Source organism: Bacillus sp. Nf3, from assembly GCF_003028545.1.
GTDB lineage: Bacteria > Bacillota > Bacilli > Bacillales > Bacillaceae > Bacillus > Bacillus safensis.
This window is the reverse complement of sequence record NZ_PYUA01000002.1, coordinates 130081-146890: the sequence shown is the minus strand read 5'-3', so window position 1 is coordinate 146890 and position 16810 is coordinate 130081. Positions and strand designations below refer to the sequence as shown.

17 protein-coding genes are annotated in these 16810 nt (G+C 40.6%); 8 read left to right on the top strand and 9 right to left on the bottom strand.

The features are described from left to right. Positions 1-204: 204 nt before the first annotated feature. From C9414_RS05525 to sppA, 7 genes are all read right to left on the bottom strand, one after another. On the bottom strand, positions 205-1389 hold the full coding sequence (locus C9414_RS05525; RefSeq protein ID WP_039180594.1) for an acetate kinase: 1185 nt from the start codon (positions 1387-1389) through the stop codon (positions 205-207). Between the two features lie 229 nt (positions 1390-1618). Then, positions 1619-2593, bottom strand: a complete 975-nt coding sequence (locus C9414_RS05520; protein ID WP_107163235.1) for a class I SAM-dependent methyltransferase — start codon at positions 2591-2593, stop codon at positions 1619-1621. 88 nt (positions 2594-2681) lie between these two features. Beyond that, a complete protein-coding gene (tpx, locus tag C9414_RS05515) occupies positions 2682-3182 on the bottom strand; it encodes a thiol peroxidase (RefSeq protein WP_024424810.1) in 501 nt (166 codons plus the stop codon). Between the two features lie 112 nt (positions 3183-3294). Continuing rightward, positions 3295-3747, bottom strand: a complete 453-nt coding sequence (ytfJ, locus tag C9414_RS05510) for a GerW family sporulation protein (RefSeq protein ID WP_024424811.1) — start codon at positions 3745-3747, stop codon at positions 3295-3297. 14 nt (positions 3748-3761) lie between these two features. Continuing rightward, positions 3762-4469, bottom strand: coding sequence for a DUF2953 domain-containing protein (locus C9414_RS05505; protein ID WP_047203772.1), 708 nt, complete (start codon positions 4467-4469; stop codon positions 3762-3764). A gap of 99 nt (positions 4470-4568) precedes the next feature. After that, positions 4569-5093, bottom strand: a complete 525-nt coding sequence (locus C9414_RS05500) for an RDD family protein (protein WP_041086612.1) — start codon at positions 5091-5093, stop codon at positions 4569-4571. Between the two features lie 14 nt (positions 5094-5107). After that, positions 5108-6109, bottom strand: coding sequence for a signal peptide peptidase SppA (sppA, locus tag C9414_RS05495; protein ID WP_047203771.1), 1002 nt, complete (start codon positions 6107-6109; stop codon positions 5108-5110). A gap of 445 nt (positions 6110-6554) precedes the next feature. Here sppA and C9414_RS05490 point away from each other — a divergent pair, with 445 nt between their 5' ends. The 8 genes from C9414_RS05490 (at position 6555) to C9414_RS05455 (ending at position 14938) form a co-directional block, all read left to right on the top strand. Continuing rightward, on the top strand, positions 6555-7358 hold the full coding sequence (locus C9414_RS05490) for an NAD kinase (RefSeq protein WP_024424814.1): 804 nt from the start codon (positions 6555-6557) through the stop codon (positions 7356-7358). A 117-nt stretch (positions 7359-7475) separates the two neighbouring features. Then, positions 7476-8918: a DEAD/DEAH box helicase gene (locus C9414_RS05485; protein WP_107163234.1), complete on the top strand. Its 1443-nt coding sequence runs from the start codon at positions 7476-7478 to the stop codon at positions 8916-8918. A gap of 189 nt (positions 8919-9107) precedes the next feature. Then, positions 9108-10163 carry a Delta(5) desaturase DesA gene (desA, locus tag C9414_RS05480; protein WP_107163233.1) on the top strand — a complete coding sequence of 352 codons (1056 nt, stop codon included), beginning with the start codon at positions 9108-9110 and terminating at the stop codon, positions 10161-10163. 118 nt (positions 10164-10281) lie between these two features. Then, positions 10282-11418, top strand: coding sequence for a sensor histidine kinase (locus tag C9414_RS05475; RefSeq protein WP_039183258.1), 1137 nt, complete (start codon positions 10282-10284; stop codon positions 11416-11418). Beyond that, the gene (locus C9414_RS05470; RefSeq protein ID WP_039180611.1) at positions 11415-12014 is read left to right on the top strand and encodes a response regulator transcription factor; all 600 of its coding nucleotides are present in this window, start codon (positions 11415-11417) and stop codon (positions 12012-12014) included. The genes C9414_RS05475 and C9414_RS05470 overlap by 4 nt, the downstream gene beginning before the upstream one ends. A 200-nt stretch (positions 12015-12214) precedes the next feature. Further along, complete coding sequence (locus C9414_RS05465; RefSeq protein ID WP_039180614.1) at positions 12215-13135, top strand: iron-hydroxamate ABC transporter substrate-binding protein; 921 nt, start codon at positions 12215-12217, stop codon at positions 13133-13135. Positions 13136-13244: 109 nt separating this feature from the next. Further along, complete coding sequence (locus C9414_RS05460; protein ID WP_107163232.1) at positions 13245-13934, top strand: response regulator transcription factor; 690 nt, start codon at positions 13245-13247, stop codon at positions 13932-13934. Continuing rightward, positions 13934-14938: a sensor histidine kinase gene (locus tag C9414_RS05455; protein ID WP_047203766.1), complete on the top strand. Its 1005-nt coding sequence runs from the start codon at positions 13934-13936 to the stop codon at positions 14936-14938. The genes C9414_RS05460 and C9414_RS05455 overlap by 1 nt, the downstream gene beginning before the upstream one ends. 61 nt (positions 14939-14999) lie before the next feature. Here C9414_RS05455 and C9414_RS05450 read toward each other — a convergent pair whose 3' ends face one another. Both C9414_RS05450 and C9414_RS05445 read right to left on the bottom strand, forming a co-directional pair. Then, complete coding sequence (locus tag C9414_RS05450) at positions 15000-16253, bottom strand: FtsW/RodA/SpoVE family cell cycle protein (RefSeq protein WP_107163231.1); 1254 nt, start codon at positions 16251-16253, stop codon at positions 15000-15002. After that, complete coding sequence (locus C9414_RS05445) at positions 16244-16588, bottom strand: PadR family transcriptional regulator (protein ID WP_047203764.1); 345 nt, start codon at positions 16586-16588, stop codon at positions 16244-16246. Before C9414_RS05445 ends, C9414_RS05450 begins: the two co-directional genes overlap by 10 nt. Positions 16589-16810: the final 222 nt, after the last annotated feature.

The window sequence follows — 16810 nt, the reverse complement described above, 5'->3', positions numbered from 1 at the left end:
CTGCTTTTAACAGAAAAAAGCTCTTTTCCTTATTGGAAAAGAGCTCAGATTGTTGAAAAAGGGCTAAAATGATTTTGATTTTAGCCCTTTGTCTTCTTTTCAGCGTGATAGAAAACCTTTGCAGTCTAGGAAGGACGAGCACCGAAGCGCAGACCTGCGGGCGAATGCGAGGGTTTGTCTACACGCTGAGCTTTTCAAACTTGATTACGCTAAACGCATAACGTCTCTTGCAATCATTACTTCTTCGTTTGTTGGGATGACGATCACTTTTACAGGAGAGTGCGGGTAGCTGATGAATGCTTCTTCGCCTCTCATGTTGTTTAGGGAAGGATCCCAGTAAACGCCCATGAATTCTAGACCACGAAGTACACGTGCTCTTACTTCTGAACTGTTTTCACCGATTCCAGCTGTGAAGATGATCGCATCTACACCGTTCATTCTTGCTGCATAAGAACCGATGTATTTATGAATACGGCTTGCAAAAATATCAAGAGCAACTTCTGCACGGTCGTTTCCTTCTTCTGTTGCTTCTTCAATATCACGAAGGTCACTTGACAGACCAGACACACCTAAAAGACCACTCTTCTTATTCAAAGTAGAAAGCACTTCTTCAGCAGTATGTCCTGTTTTTTCCATAATGAATGGAATAAGAGCAGGGTCAATGTTACCTGAACGTGTCCCCATTGCAACACCAGCAAGTGGTGTAAAGCCCATAGATGTATCGATTGATTTTCCGCCTTCAACTGCTGCGATACTCGCACCATTTCCAAGGTGGCAAGAAATCAAACGAAGCTCTTCTAGTGGACGGCCTAATAGCTCTGCTGCACGCTCTGTAACGAACTTGTGGCTTGTCCCGTGGAATCCGTATTTACGAATACCAAAGTTTTTGTAGTAGTCGTACGGAAGGCTGTATAGGTAAGACTGCTCTGGCATAGTTTGGTGGAACGCTGTATCGAACACAGCAATCGCTGGTACGTCAGGCAGAATTTGTTTGAATGCTTTGATTCCTACAACGTTTGCAGGGTTGTGAAGTGGTGCAAGCTCTGAAAGCTGATCAATGTCGTTAATCACTTCATCAGTTAAAAGTACAGAATCGCTGAATTTCTCTCCGCCGTGAACAACACGGTGTCCTACGCCATCAATTTCATTAAAGTCTTTGATGATGTGAAATTCAGTTAGTTTTTCAAGCAGCATTTTGACCGCTACTGCGTGATCTGGAATATCTGTCACTTCTGTTTTCTTTTCTCCATCTACAGAAATCGTGAAGATACTGTTGTCCATTCCGATTCTTTCAACAAGCCCTTTTGTTAAAACGGTTTCTTCTGGCATGTCGAACAATTGGAATTTAAGAGATGAGCTTCCTGCGTTGATTGCAATAATTTTGGACATTACTGTCGCTCCTTTTACTCAGTTGTTATATAAGGTTTCACGTTTTTTCCGGTGCTATATTCAACCTGTTTGACGGGTCTTTTATAGTTTAACGATAAGTCCGAAAAATATCTGACTTTTTCATTTAAACATTGAAAACTTTGCATTTCAAGTGCACCTTCAAACTGTTATCGCTTACATCAATAAGTCATTATTTTCTGAATAGTAAAATAGCCAGAAATAACTCTGGCTATTCTTTCGTTTCTTTTTCTTCTATAAACCACTGGTCTAGTTTTCGCATCACACCGACCATTGCTTCCTTTTGTGAGAAAGATGGAAGATTGGCAAACAGCATTCGTTTTGGTGCTTCCAGCCCTTCTTTTTTCTTTTGCATCACAAATAAGCTTTTGGCGTGTTTTTTATCCTTAAACATGGACACTGGCAGCTGAATTAACGCATTCATATACGCATGGTCTTTAATGAAATCCTTTAATTGTACGCTCTCTTTTCCTTCAAACAAGTCGTTTGGAATGATGAAGAATAAGAAGCCGCCTTCTTTTGTATAGCGGAGGCTTTGTTCAATGAATAGATAATGGGCAAAGGCATGTCCTTCTTTTGCCTTTAATGTAAAGTCTGCTGCACGCTCATCATTTGGATAATAGCCGACTGGCAGGCTGCATACAGTGACATCTGCCGGTGAGATCAGAAGCGGTTCAAGACTATCCTGGTGGAAAAGCTCGACTTCTTTCTCCTCTAAATTCGCCTGGGCCCAAGCAATTTTAATGAGCACATCATCAATTTCAGACGCAAAGCCGCGCTTAGTTTCTGCCGTAAGATTGTTTAAGACCGCAAGCAGTAAGTTTCCTGTTCCCGCTGCTGGATCAAAGACAACAAGCTCTTTTTGACCTTCTAAAAATTTATTCACCAAATAGCTGACAAACAGTCCAATCGTATCTGGCGTCATCTGGCGATTTGGATGAGAAATATCCTTTTGACCTTTCAATACGGCGAGCTGAAACGCTTTACGAATCTGCTCATGATCATAAGAAGCAAAATCTGCTTTCTCTATTAAATCCTTTAATAAACCGTTTCGATCATTTGCTTGGAAAAAGGCTTCTCCTGCTTCTGCCAATGCCTCAATATAGGAAATGCTCTGTTCCTTTTTCAATCGAATAGAAGCTGTATCGAGCAGTTCAAAAATAGTACTTACTTGATCTTTCTGCAATGCTTTTCTCTCCTCGCTTTGTTAAAAGCTATATGTTCTCATTGAAAAGAGCCCCAGGTTGAAGCCGGAGCTCTTGTCGATGCTGCTTTTATAACAGTGATTTTGCAGCTTCAATGGCTTTTTCATAATTTGGGTGATTCGTTGCTTCACTTACGTATTCAGTGTAAACCACTTTTCCGTTAGGGTCTAATACGAAGACTGCGCGCGCCAATAAACGCAATTCTTTCATATACACTCCGAATGCTTCACCAAATGACATATCTCTGTGATCAGATAATGTTTCGACATTTTCAATTCCGTTTGCTCCGCACCAGCGTGCTTGTGCAAATGGAAGGTCTGCACTAATCGTATAAATATTGACCGGACCTAAACCCGCTGCCTCTTCATTGAAACGTCTTGTTTGTGCGTCACACACACCTGTATCAATAGAAGGAATCACTGAGATGATCGTCACTTTTCCTGCTAAATCAGAAAGTGAAACTTCTCCAAGTGAGTTCGTTAAAACCGTAAAATCAGGAGCCTGCTCGCCTACTTTTACTTCATTTCCTACAAGCGTGACAGGACTTCCTTTAAATGTGATCGATGCCAAAACAATTCCTCCCTTTTCAAATGTATGGTTCTATCATAGTAGAGAAAGCAAAAAACTGCAAAGCCTAATCGTCCATTTTGAAAAAAAAGTTAACTGCAGCGCAGCTAACTTTTTAAAGGTCTATGTCATCTAGTTTTCGTTCTTTATGACGGTGCTCCCGCTCATCCTTCTTAAACATGTGCTGAAGACGTTCAATTGCTTGAGGAGCAGAATCCAATATTTTATCGAGCAGATGTGTGTGTTCATCCAAATGAAGCATTCGAACTCCGTTTGTTCCTACAATTAAGAAGGCAATTGGTGTAATCGACACCCCGCCGCCGCTTCCGCCGCCAAATGGGAGTCTCGGTTCTTTTCGTTCTTGATCATCAGAACGCTTTTCCTTCTTTTGGTTCCCGTTAAATTCACTGCCGCCGGCTGCAAATCCAAAACCAACTTTTGACACAGTGAGAATGACACTGCCGTCAGGGGTTTCGACTGGATCGCCGATGATTGTATTCACATCTATCATTTCTTTTAAGTTTTCCATCGCTGTCTTCATGAGACCTTGGATTGGATGATCTGCCATTTTCGGGTTCCTCCTTAAACAGATGATTCATTCTTCGTTGCTTGAAGAGAGGCACTTTTTCTCGCCTTTCTCCCTTTTAACCAATGGACAAGTAAACGAATGGCTGCAAGCATAGCATGTCCAATACGAAAATAAGCTATACATGTAAACTGAGTCTGTGATACGTTGTGCTGAAAGGCCGGAATGACTTCATATACTGGTTTATGCTTAAAGGTGAGATGCTCCTGCATAAAGGCAAGCAGCGCTCCTTTAACTGACCACACACCGCCGGCTGCTACACCTGTTAAAGCGGCGTCATGAAAGCCGATCCATGTCGACCAGTGAAATGAGACAACCCTTATGTGAATGAAGAACTTGCGCATGATCCGGTTTAAATCGACAATCTCTTTTGTGATGCGTTCCATTTGATGAAGGATTTGCTTCATATCACGTTTTCCTACTTTTTTATGCATCGATTCTTTTTCGTGATCAGGGGTTTTGGCGCTCTCCATTTTCTTTTCACGAATATCAATCGTTTGGTCTTCTGGATTGACTCTCACCATCGGAATCTCTTTTTTGAGTCTGACCAATCCATATAAGGTGATGACCTTCAGTGCAATATGGTCATTGTCGTTTGTATGCGAATAGTCCAGCGAAATGGTTACTTTCATGAAAATCAATAAGATCACAAGAAACAACAACGCGGCGATCCAAACGTAAAGCACTGTGCTCACTTCCTCCATAACAAATGATGCTTCCCCTACGATTATGGCTCTCATTCTGGATTTTATACCCAATCAACAAAAAAAGAGTTTGACCGGTACGCGGCCAAACTCCTCTGATTATACGTTTGATTCAGTTTTTTCATATAAATGTTCATGGACAACCACCGTATCAGCAAAGTAATCATGAACCCCTTGCTTTTTCGGCGAGAACCCAACGATAGCATAGAGAACAAAGATCGTATTAATGTAACGTCCCACAATCTCTCTAAAGAAAATAACATCCCATGCCAGCTTCTTCTCAGGCTGAAGTGAGACCACTTTAATTCCAAACACCATCTTGCCGAGTGTTTGCTGAAAGATTTTCGTCATGATGGCGAAATAAAGGAGGAATACAATTGTCGTTGTGACGGAAAATGGAGAAAACCATCCCCCTCCTTTGGACCAGCCAAACAGACTAAAGATTGGAGAAACCGTCAAATGGTTGACACCCCAGACGACGAGCCAATCAAGAATAAACGCCCAAAATCTAATCCAAAAACCTGCAAACGCCTGTGCTTCAATTGAAGCGCGCTTCACAAAGGCCGGCTTCGATTCTTCCTCTTGGCTGCGGCTTTCGCTTACTTCATCGAATGTAGAATCCATCTATGATCCCTCCTTTATTTTGAATAGAGATACATCGGTTTAGAACCATTTGAGCCAGCCAGTGTTTCTTTTAAATTCAGAAAATCGATTTCGCTTTTAAAGAGCTTGCTTGCACTCATGTTAAAGAGTGAGTTCCAGCCAAAGCTTTGAGAATAGCTGACCACTGTTGCTCCTTTTAAGCCTTTTTCATTTTTCTTCATCGCTTTTAATGCATCTTCATAATACCCAAGCTCATCGACTAATCCGTTCGATTTTGCCTGTGTCCCGTCATATACTCGGCCGTCAGCAATTTTCTTGACTTCCTGTTTTGACATGCCTCGTCCTTCAGAGATCACTTTGACAAATCCTTCGTAAGAGTTATCGACCATGCTTTGCATGATATTACGCTCATCTTTTGTCATATCACGGTTAGGAGACATGATGTCTTTGAACTTCCCGCTCTTAATTGTTTCATATTTAATCCCCAAATTATCTGCCAGCTTTGAATAATTCAAGCTCTGCATAATAACACCTAGTGATCCTGTTAATGTTTCAGGTGAAGCAAAGATTTTCTTCGCTGGAGTTGACACGTAGTAGCCGCCAGAAGCTGCCATTGAGCCCATAGATACGTAAATCGGCTTCTTCGCTTTTTTCACTTCTTCTAATTTTTTATGTATTTCAGCACTTTCATAGACACCGCCGCCAGGAGAGTTAACGCGCAGCAGTACGCCTTTTACCGAAGCATCCTCTTTCGCTTTATCTAGTTCCTTGAGGAATGCACGATGATCATACCCTTCTCCGCCTAATAGGCTCGAGGCGCCGCCATTATCTTGAATGGTTCCATTAATCTCAAGAACAGCAATCTTGCCTGCACCGCTGCCATTCTCTAGTACATTCTCTTCTATTTCATCCCCGAATTGATAGCTCATTTTATTGTCATTGAAGCTATCGAACAAGGCCATCGTGACACTAATCACAATTGAAAATCCGAAAACACCAAGTGCAATAATTAGCGCTACCCATCTTTTCGCATTCATCTTTTTCTCCTCCTTTTGATCTCACTTCATTCATACGAATGCCCACATGAAATGTTTCACAGGAATTGTGGTTTTTTTACATTTCATGTAGGCATATGATAGCACCTCTCTTAAATAACGATCAACTTTACATCGTCTACGTATACAAGCGCATGACGAAAAATTGGTTTTTTTATCCTCTCCCTGCACCTAATAGGCTAGATCTTCACCGCAACGAAACACCTAAACCATTCTTCCATGAGAAAACGGCTATTCAATTATGCTCAGGATTCAGCCATTTCGAATCACTCACATCGACTCATTTCTCATCATGCAAATCTGATCATTAGATGTTCTCTCTAATGTTTTTACTTTCATATGAAAAAAGTGTAAAATGTGAGCAAGGGTTTTCATGTAAGCCCTTTATTATTGGAAATTATTTTTGACAGCAAAGGGGAGAACGTCAATGACAGACAATCGACGCAATGTATTTTTCTTTTACAAAAAAGATCATGAATTGGATGGACACATTTCTTCTCTCGAGAAGCTCGCTACTGATCAAGGCTTTCACGTCGTCAAGCGTGCAGAGGATGCCCATATTATTGCTTCAATTGGCGGGGATGGCACATTTCTTCAAGCAGTCCGCAAAACGAACTTCCGGGATGACTGCTTGTATGTAGGGGTATCAAAATCAGAGAATACGCATCTATACTGTGATTTCTCGTTAGAGCATTTTGATAAAATGATTGATGCCATGAACACTGAACAGCTTGAAGTGAGAAAATATCCGATCATCGATGTAAGCGTTGACAGTACAAATCAGTTCCATTGCTTAAATGAACTGTCGATCCGCTCCAGCATTATTAAAACATTTGTGATCGATGTGTATATAGATGATTTCCACTTTGAAACTTTTAGAGGCGACGGCATGATTATTTCCACTCCGACTGGTTCAACGGCTTACAATAAATCCGTGAGTGGCGCAGTGGTTGATCCGATGCTTCCTTGTATGCAGGTCACAGAGCTTGCATCGCTGAATAACAACTCGTACCGTACATTAGGCGCTCCTTTCATCTTAAGCAGTGACCGCAAGCTGACGCTGAAAGTGGTGCAGGATGGAAACGATCATCCAATTATTGGCCTTGATAACGAAGCGCTCGGCACAAAACACGTCAAGCAAATTGACATTGGCCTTTCAGGAAAAGTGATTAAAACGGTGAAATTAAAAGACAACTCTTACTGGGAAAAAGTAAAACGCAGATTCCTTTAATCTTTCGGATTATTGAGGATTTAAAGCTCCTTTATGGGGCTTTTTTTATGTCTTTTCATTCACGGTCATGGTTATGGTATGATGTCACAAGTATGAATGTACGAAAAGGAGAACACGATGACATTACAACATTTTGATCAATATCCATTAAGTGATGAATTGAAACAAGCGTTAGAAGCTCTTCACTTCCATACACCTACACCCGTTCAGCACGAGACATTATCTGTTGCTTTTTCAAAGCAGGATTTAATCGTCAAATCTCAGACTGGCAGCGGCAAGACTGCAGCATATGGTCTGCCGATTTGTGAAATGGTTGATTGGGCTGAAAATAAGCCTCAAGCCCTTATCCTCGTTCCGACACGAGAACTCGCCATGCAGGTCAAACAAGACCTCACAAGCCTTGGACGATTCAAACGAATCAAAGCCGCAGCCATTTTTGGAAAAGCCTCTTTTCAAGCGCAGAAAGTAGAGCTTTCACAGAAAAACCATATTGTGTGCGGGACACCAGGCCGCATTTTGGATCACCTTGAGAAAGGCACCCTTTCTTTAGAAAATCTCAAATTTTTCGTGTTAGATGAAGCGGATGAAATGCTGAACATGGGATTTATCGATCAAGTCTCTTCTATTATTCAGTATCTGCCGCCAAAGCGCATGTCGATGCTATTTTCAGCGACAATGTCTGATGATATGAAGAAATTGAGTGAACAGTTTTTACAATCACCGAAAATCATTGAGATCGCACGTGAAGAAACGTCTGTACCGCAAATCACCCACACCGTAATTGAAACAGAAGAGGAATCGAAATTCTCCCTTCTTCAGCGGACGATCGTCATTGAAAATCCAGATAGCTGCATTATTTTCTGTAATACACAGGAACGGGTGAATGAACTCACGATGAAGCTGGATGAATGGGATGTGCCCTGTGACAAAATTCACGGCGGCATGAGACAGGAAGACCGCTTTGATGTGATGGATGAATTTAAAAAAGGTGAATTCCGTTATCTGATCGCAACAGATATAGCAGCCCGGGGAATTGATGTCAGTGATATGACACATGTCATTCATTATGATCTTCCTTATGAAAAAGAGCGCTATATTCACCGAACTGGTAGAACAGGCAGAGCGGGAAAAAGCGGAAAAACGATTGCGTTTATGACAAAGAATGCTAAGCCGCTTATTGATGAATTAAAGCAGGATGCCGGCATAGTTTTTCAAACTCAGCCTTATCCAACGAAGGAAGAAGCAGAAAAGCATGTAGAAAGCTTTGAAGAAAAGATTGAAACGCCTATTCAAAAGGAAAATAAACAGGCAGGCGTTGAGAAGGATATTATGAAGCTTTATTTTAACGGCGGAAAGAAAAAGAAGCTGCGAGCTGTTGATTTCGTTGGGACCATTGCCAAAATAGATGGTGTTGCATTCGATGACATTGGGATTATTACAATTCAAGACACGAAAACATATGTAGATATTTTAAACGGCAAAGGCCCTCTTGTGCTGAATGCCATGCGTCACACAACCATTAAAGGCAAGCAGTTAAAAGTACATGAAGCACGTTCATAAAAAGTAAAGGCCCAGCGCCTTTACTTTTTTATTGATGATGTAATAAGCGCACAAACGTTGATCCCATCAGCCTTTTTGATGACAAACATGACAAATGTCATATTGAATACATGATGGGTGCTACTATGAGCATGACACCTTTCCTTCTATACTTTGAAGTAGAAAGAAACGGAAAGGACTTGAACGTTCATGACGACTTCAACAAACACACAGCAGCAAGCTACTTTAAGAAAACAAGTGGGTCAATTCTCTGGTGCTGATTCGAAAAAAAGTATCATTCAACTCTTTAATACATTCATTCCATTTTTAGGGCTTTGGTTTCTTGCCTATTATAGCCTGAATATCTCCTACCTTTTAACCCTCTTCTTTGCGGTTATTGCAGCTGGTTTTTTAGTACGTGTCTTTATTATTTTTCACGACTGCTGCCATCAATCCTTCTTTAAACAGAAGCCGCTAAATCACCTATTCGGTTTTTTAACGGGCGTACTCACCCTTTTCCCTTATCTTCAATGGCAACGAGATCATTCAATTCACCATGCCACAAGCAGTAATTTAGACAAACGAGGTACTGGCGACATTTGGCTTCTAACAGTCAAAGAATATCAAGAAGCATCAGCATGGACGAAATTTCGCTACAGATTTTATCGTAACCCTTTTGTGATGTTTATTTTAGGACCGATCTTTGTCTTTCTCTTAAAAAACCGTTTCAACGTCAAAAATGCTCGTAAAAAAGAGCGTTGGAACACGTATTTCACAAACGTGAGCATCATTGCGTTAGCAGCCGCAACATGTCTTCTTTTTGGCTGGCAGGAATTCCTGCTTGTTCAAGGTCCGATCTTCCTAATCTCAGGATCTATCGGTGTATGGTTGTTTTATGTACAGCATACGTTTGAGGACTCTTACTTTGAAGCAGATGAACATTGGAACTATGTGCAGGCAGCTGTAGAAGGCAGTTCTTTTTACAAATTGCCAAAACTACTTCAGTGGTTAACAGGCAATATCGGTTATCACCATGTCCATCATTTAAGTCCGAGGGTACCGAATTATCACTTGGAGCATGCACATGATCATAGTGAGCCGCTTCAAAATGTTCCAACCATCACTTTAAAAACAAGTATCGAGTCAATGAAATTTAGACTTTGGGATGAAGAAACGAAAGCATTCGTTACCTTTAAAGAGGCACGGCAATCTAAGAAGATACCCGCACCTGTCATTAAAGGAGACATTCTAAAGAAAAATGCATAATCGGCGCAGGCTCTTTCTTACACGAGAAGGGGCTTGTTGTCATTTACAGGATGCACCAATAGGCTGAATTTGATAAAGTAAGGAAAAAGAATGAAAAACGAAAAAAGGTGGCACACGGATGAAAAAACAGTTTAAAATTCAAAAATTGCATGGGATTTCCCCTTATATATGGGCCATTTTTTTCATCCTGCCCTTCTATTTTATCTTTAAGACACCTTCGACTTTAGGCATTGTGATCGGCATTATTTTGAACGTCGTCTTTTTCGCTGTGTATCGTTTTGCGTTTGTCGCAAAAGGCTGGTCTTTATATGTCTTCGGTCTTTTATTGATCGGTATTTCAACTGGTTATGTGATGCTCTACAGCTATATTTATTTCGCTTTTTGCATCGCCTATTTTAACGGACATATCAAACGAAAAGTCCCCTTTTATATCTTGTACTATATCCATCTGGCGAGCGCCGCCGTGGCAGTGAACTTTAGTTTGATCTTAAAAAAAGGCTGGTTTCTCACACAAATTCCTTTTGTCGTCATCACATTGATTAGTGCCATCCTTCTTCCCCTAAGCATTCGAAGCAGGAAGGAACGTGAACGGCTTGAGGAGAAATTAGAATATGCCAATGAACGGATTGCTGATCTTGTGAAACTTGAAGAAAGGCAGCGCATTGCACGCGACCTGCATGACACCCTTGGACAAAAGCTTTCTTTGATCGGTTTAAAAAGTGATCTTGCCCGTAAACTCGTGTATAAAGATCCTGAACAGGCTCGTGCCGAACTCAAAAGCGTCCAGCAGACTGCCAGAACGTCTCTCAATGAGGTGCGAAAGATTGTTTCCTCTATGAAAGGCATCCGAATTAAAGATGAAATGTCGAACATCGAGCAAATTCTCGAAGCAGCCGGAATTGAATTGGTCTATGATGAAAAGGAAGCACCGAAACATATCTCACTTCTGAACGAAAACATTGTGAGTATGTGCATCAAAGAGGCGGTGACGAATGTCGTCAAACATAGTGGCGCGACGGTTTGTAAAATCACCATTCACCAAAAATCAAAGGAAGCGATCATCACCGTTGAGGATGACGGAACATTTAAAGGCGACTATCCATCCTCTCAAACGAAAGGACATGGCCTTTTAGGAATAAGAGAAAGATTGGAATTTGCAAATGGCCGCCTGCGTATTGAGACAAAGGACGGGACAAAGCTCATTATGATCATTCCAAATGATTCAGCAGCAAAAGAAAAGGAGGGGATGAAATGATCAACATCTTTATCGCAGAAGATCAGCAAATGCTGCTTGGTGCACTCGGTTCACTTCTTGATTTAGAAGACGATATGACGGTTGTTGGAAAGGGTACTAATGGTCAAGATGCCATCGATTTTGCCAAAACACACGCTGTTGATATTTGCTTAATGGATATTGAAATGCCGGGAAAATCCGGACTGGATGCAGCGGAAGAGCTCAAAGGATCAGATGTGAAAATCATCATTTTGACAACCTTTGCCCGCTCTGGTTATTTCCAAAGAGCGTTAAAAGCTGGCGTCAGCGGCTATATGCTGAAAGACAGCCCCAGCGAGGAACTCGCAAGTGCGATTCGCAGTGTGATGAAAGGGAAAAAGGTGTATGCCCCTGAATTAATGGAAGACTTATATAGTGATGAAAATCCTTTAACGGAGCGAGAGAAATCGGTCCTTGAACTCGTCGCAGACGGTAAAAACACAAAAGAAATTGCAAAAGAACTCAGTATTAAAAGCGGCACTGTTCGTAACTACATTTCCATTATATTAGATAAGCTCGAAGTGAAAAACCGCATCGAGGCCATTACCCGCTCAAAAGAAAAAGGCTGGTTTAAATAAGAAAAAAGATCAGGACACACGCTGCCTTGATCTTTTTTTTTGATAAAAAATCTCTTCTTTATTTTTTATCACCAGCTATCAAAATGTCATTGACAACAGCCCACAGTCCTATGATATGATATCCAAGTGATAATAATTATCATTATCACTAATTCAACCAAATATACGGCTATGTGCCGATTTCAAAGGAGTCTACATTCATGAAGAAAATATTGTTCCCTCTGATGCTCATCTTTGTACTTGCATTGAGCGCATGTGGCAATAGCAGCAGCTCTTCCTCAAATAAAGGAAATCAATCAACATCATCAGACAAAATTACATATCAATCTGAAAATGGCCCTGTGAAGCTGCCAGCGCATCCAAAACGTGTTGTTGTTCTAGGTTCTTACGCAGGTAGTGTCATGTCACTTGGTGTGAACATCGTTGGCGTTGACTCTTGGTCAAAAAAGAATCCGCGCTTCCAAAAAGAATTAAAAAATGTGGAAGAAGTATCGGATGCTAATGTAGAGAAAATTATGAAGCTAAAACCTGATGTCATCATTGGCTTAAGCAATACTAAAAATGTAGAAAAACTCAAAAAAATCGCACCAACCGTTTTGTTTACGTATAACAAAGTCGATTACCTTCAGCAGCACATTGAAATTGGAAAAGTATTAAACAAAGAAAAAGAAGCCAAAGCTTGGGTAAAAGATTTCAAAAAACGTGCAGATGAAGCTGGAAAAGAAATCAAAGCAAAAATCGGTAAAGATGCAACAGTTTCTGTCTTTGAAAGTGGCACAAAAGAGCTCTACGTCTTTGGAGATGCATGGGGCCGCGGAACAGAAATCCTCTACCAGGAAATGAAACTGAAAATGCCTGAGAAAGTGAAAGAAAAAGCATTAAAAGCCGGCTACTATGCAGTTTCACAGGAGGTCATTCCTGAATTTGCTGGAGATTATATGATCATTAGTAAAAACAGCGAAATGGACAATTCCTATCAAAACAGTAAAATTTACAAGTCCATCCCAGCTGTCAAAAAACATCGTGTGTATGAGGCCAATGCAGAAGAATTCTATTTTAATGACCCGATCACACTTGAATACCAACTCTCATTCTTTAAAAAGCACTTTTTAGGTAAATAAGCTGAAGCAAGGGATCTCTTCCCTTGCTTTTTTCTTGTCTACTTCTAGCGGCATGGTCCTTTTTCCGCTACAATGACAACAAGCGAATACAAAAAGTGTGGTGCTGATTTTGTTTAAGATTTTACTAATTGAAGATGATACAACCCTCTTCCAAGAAATCAAAGAACGTCTAGTCAACTGGTCCTATGATGTTTATGGGATTCAAGATTTTCATCAGGTGCTGCAGGAATTCACATCTGTCCAGCCTGATCTCGTCATTATTGATATACAGCTGCCAAAATACGATGGCTTTCACTGGTGCCGGATGATTCGGCATCATTCAAATGTTCCAATTATTTTCCTCTCCTCAAGAGACCACCCTGCTGATATGGTCATGTCGATGCAGCTCGGAGCCGATGATTTTGTGCAAAAGCCCTTCCACTTTGACGTGCTCATTGCCAGAATTAATGCTGTTCTTCGCCGCGTGCATGATTATAATGCAGAACCGGCCAGCCTAAAGGTGTGGTGCGGCGCTGCCATTGACCTAGAAAAAAACACCGTAACAAATGATCACGGTGAGGTTGAATTAACAAAAAATGAGTTATTTATTCTCAAGGAATTGATTCAGCATAAAAATCATATCGTCAGCCGGGAATCACTCATTCAAGCATTGTGGGAGGATGAACGATTTGTCAGTGACAATACACTGACTGTAAACGTCAACCGGCTCAGAAAAAAACTAGACGAGATCTCCCTTGGCGCCTTCATTGAGACAAAAGTGGGTCAAGGCTATCTTGCAAAAGAAAAGGATGATCAATGATGCTGCAGGCATTTCTAAAAGAACGAAGAAGCTGGATTCTTTTCTTTCTTAGTTTGCAGCTCCTCATTCTATTTGTTGCTTATTTGGATACGACCATTCCCATCGCTTCTCTTTTCTATATTGTGCTATTATCTACGTTTCTCATGATTGTCTTTCTCTTTTTTCGATACCGAAAAGAAACGGCTTATTATGAGAGGTTGAAAGAATGGGATGATGACATTGAACATCAAATGCGGCTAACCCCCTCTTCCCCATTTGAGCAGCTCATACATGATGCGACGTCAGAGCAAATTGCACGCTACCGGCGGATGGCAGCAGAGCAGAAAATCGCTCTTGAAGAAGAAAAAGATGAATTGCTCTCTTGGATACATGAGGTCAAAACCCCCCTTACAGCGATGCGCTTAATGATTGACCGCTTAACAGATCAGCAGCTGAAATCAAATATGACGTACGAGTGGCTCAGAATACATTTATTACTTGATGCCCAGCTGCACCAAAGCAGAGTACGTCATATCGAAAATGATTTATTCATTGAAAAGCTGGACCTGCAAAGCATCATCGCAAAGGAAATCAAAGCGCTCCAATCATGGTGCATGCAAAAAGGAATCGGCTTTGAGCTGGCGCTGGAGGAACGTACCGTATTAAGTGATACAAAATGGCTATCCTTTATGCTCAGACAGGTACTCACAAATGCAGTCAAATACAGCCATTCTTCCGATATTGTCATTGAAAGCAAGCAAATAAATGACCAAGTCATGCTGACAATCACAGATCAAGGCAGAGGAATTGATCCAAGAGACATCTCTCGTATTTTTGAAAAAGGCTTTACCTCGACAAGACATCACAATGACACCGCCTCAACAGGAATGGGGCTCTATTTAACGAAAAAAGGAGCTGACGCTCTTCATATCACGATCGAGGTCAACTCCACGATAGATCAAGGTACAACCTTCACCTTCACCTTTCCGAAAAAGAATGATTTTGTTCATATTGCGAGCATGTAAAAAGCAACCTTAATCTCTTCGCGGCTGTCAAAACTTGCGCGAAGAGATTAAGGTGGCTTACTTAGGAAATACTTCCCGCTTCTTTGCGAAAAACATCTCCCATCTGTCTTCGTCTATAAATACTTAAGATCAGCCCAACAGCCATCATTTCTAGAAGAATATGTGAACCTCCATAGCTCATGAAAGGCATAGACACTCCAGATAATGGCAGCAAGCCAAAGTTTGTGAAAATGCTTAACAGATATTTTGCTGCAAACACAGCCGCTAAACCTGTCATGACCATTTTGCCATAAGCCATTTTCAATCGTTTTGCTGTACGAAATACTCTGTGAATAAAGATGACAAACAACAGGAGCGCAATGAGCCCTGCCAACCAGCCAAATGAATAAATGATATATGTAAACATCCAATCGGTGTGAACTTCAGACATGGCATAAGGTGTGATCTGGAGCCCGTTTGAGCTGAATTCAAGAATTCTATAAAAGAAAAGGTGCCCATCTGCTTGAAAAAGAGAAAATAATTCAACCATTAGATATAAGATGCCTGCTGCTGATAGCAGAATGATTTGCTTATAACTTGCGCTAGACACATACATCACGGTTAAGCACATGACCAGACAGATAACGGTCGCAGGAAGAAAACCAATCGTACTGATTAAAATAATTGGTAAAGCCATCATCCCTACTCCAAGCCAAGTTTTGTATGCATTCTCCCAATTCCAATTGTGAAAGATACCTGCTAAAGAAATAGCTAGAAGAAAAGGCATAATCTCAGTCAAATTTATTGATACATCACGTATTCTTAAAAAAAGAATACCGTTCACTCTTGACCCGAACACCATCGAAAAAATCAGCATTCCGAGTGTCCCAATGTATAAATGCCAAGAGTATTTCAATAAGCGCCGATAATCGAAGGAAAACAAACCAAACATAAGCACTAAACCTACCAGATAAAAGGCAAGGCTTTTATAAAAAATGTTCATGTTTTGAAGATTTGTAAAATCTGAATGAAACTGTAAAACGTACATCACAAGCAGCCCGCAAGAACAAGTGGCTAGCACTAGAAGAATCATCTTAAAATCGATTTGGACTTTATGTGTTTCATGAAGCTGCGTTCCGAGAATTTCCGCATCACCAATTTGGTCCAACGCTTGCTCTACCGCCTCTTCTTCAGACATCCCAGCATTCATTGCTTCCTCTTTTAGCGTGTATAGATGATCCATCAGCTCAAGCTTTATATTCGAATGAACATCTTTATTTTTAATTCGTTTACATACACTTTTGACATACTTCTCGAACTTTTTATCTAATCCCATGCGATTTTCTCTCCGTTCAAAACGCCATCAACTGCTTGTTTGAATACGTTCCATTCTTCTTTCTTTTCCTGTATCAATGCTTTCCCTTGTTCATTTATTTTGTAATACTTTCTTTTCCGGTTGCCATTCCCTTCGCCCCAATAAGAGATAATGAACTCTTTCCCCTCCAAATTGTGCAAAATAGGATAGATTGTTCCTTCTTTAAAGCTGAAAATCCCTTCCGATTTCGTCTCTAATTCTTTAATCATTTCATATCCATACATCGGTCTTTCATTTAATAAGCTTAAAATAAGGGTAGCTGTACTTCCCTTTAGAAGCTCTTTACTCACTTTCATTCTTAGTTACCTCCAATACATAGATTTACTATGCATTTATTTAATATGCATATCATACATGAATAAAATGGCCATGTAAAGCTTCAAAACAGCATCCTGACATGAAAAATCTGAGAAGATTGATACATAAGAGTGAAAAACAGATAAAATAAATGGGGAAAGAAAACTCACCCTGAAACTGGTTTACATACAATTTGTTTAAAAAACAAGCATGTGACAACA

Bases quoted from the DNA above. Each gene is read 5' to 3' on its own strand.
- C9414_RS05465 (WP_039180614.1), top strand. From the start codon at position 12,215: ATGAAGAAAATATTGTTCCCTCTGATGCTCATCTTTGTACTTGCATTG.
- C9414_RS05455 (WP_047203766.1), top strand. From the start codon at position 13,934: ATGCTGCAGGCATTTCTAAAAGAACGAAGAAGCTGGATTCTTTTCTTT.
- C9414_RS05450 (WP_107163231.1), bottom strand. From the start codon at position 16,253: ATGGGATTAGATAAAAAGTTCGAGAAGTATGTCAAAAGTGTATGTAAA.
- C9414_RS05485 (WP_107163234.1), top strand. From the start codon at position 7,476: ATGACATTACAACATTTTGATCAATATCCATTAAGTGATGAATTGAAA.
- C9414_RS05490 (WP_024424814.1), top strand. From the start codon at position 6,555: ATGACAGACAATCGACGCAATGTATTTTTCTTTTACAAAAAAGATCAT.
- C9414_RS05445 (WP_047203764.1), bottom strand. From the start codon at position 16,588: ATGAAAGTGAGTAAAGAGCTTCTAAAGGGAAGTACAGCTACCCTTATT.
- C9414_RS05505 (WP_047203772.1), bottom strand. From the start codon at position 4,469: ATGGAGGAAGTGAGCACAGTGCTTTACGTTTGGATCGCCGCGTTGTTG.
- C9414_RS05470 (WP_039180611.1), top strand. From the start codon at position 11,415: ATGATCAACATCTTTATCGCAGAAGATCAGCAAATGCTGCTTGGTGCA.
- C9414_RS05525 (WP_039180594.1), bottom strand. From the start codon at position 1,389: ATGTCCAAAATTATTGCAATCAACGCAGGAAGCTCATCTCTTAAATTC.
- C9414_RS05475 (WP_039183258.1), top strand. From the start codon at position 10,282: ATGAAAAAACAGTTTAAAATTCAAAAATTGCATGGGATTTCCCCTTAT.
- sppA (WP_047203771.1), bottom strand. From the start codon at position 6,109: ATGAATGCGAAAAGATGGGTAGCGCTAATTATTGCACTTGGTGTTTTC.
- desA (WP_107163233.1), top strand. From the start codon at position 9,108: ATGACGACTTCAACAAACACACAGCAGCAAGCTACTTTAAGAAAACAA.
- C9414_RS05500 (WP_041086612.1), bottom strand. From the start codon at position 5,093: ATGGATTCTACATTCGATGAAGTAAGCGAAAGCCGCAGCCAAGAGGAA.
- ytfJ (WP_024424811.1), bottom strand. From the start codon at position 3,747: ATGGCAGATCATCCAATCCAAGGTCTCATGAAGACAGCGATGGAAAAC.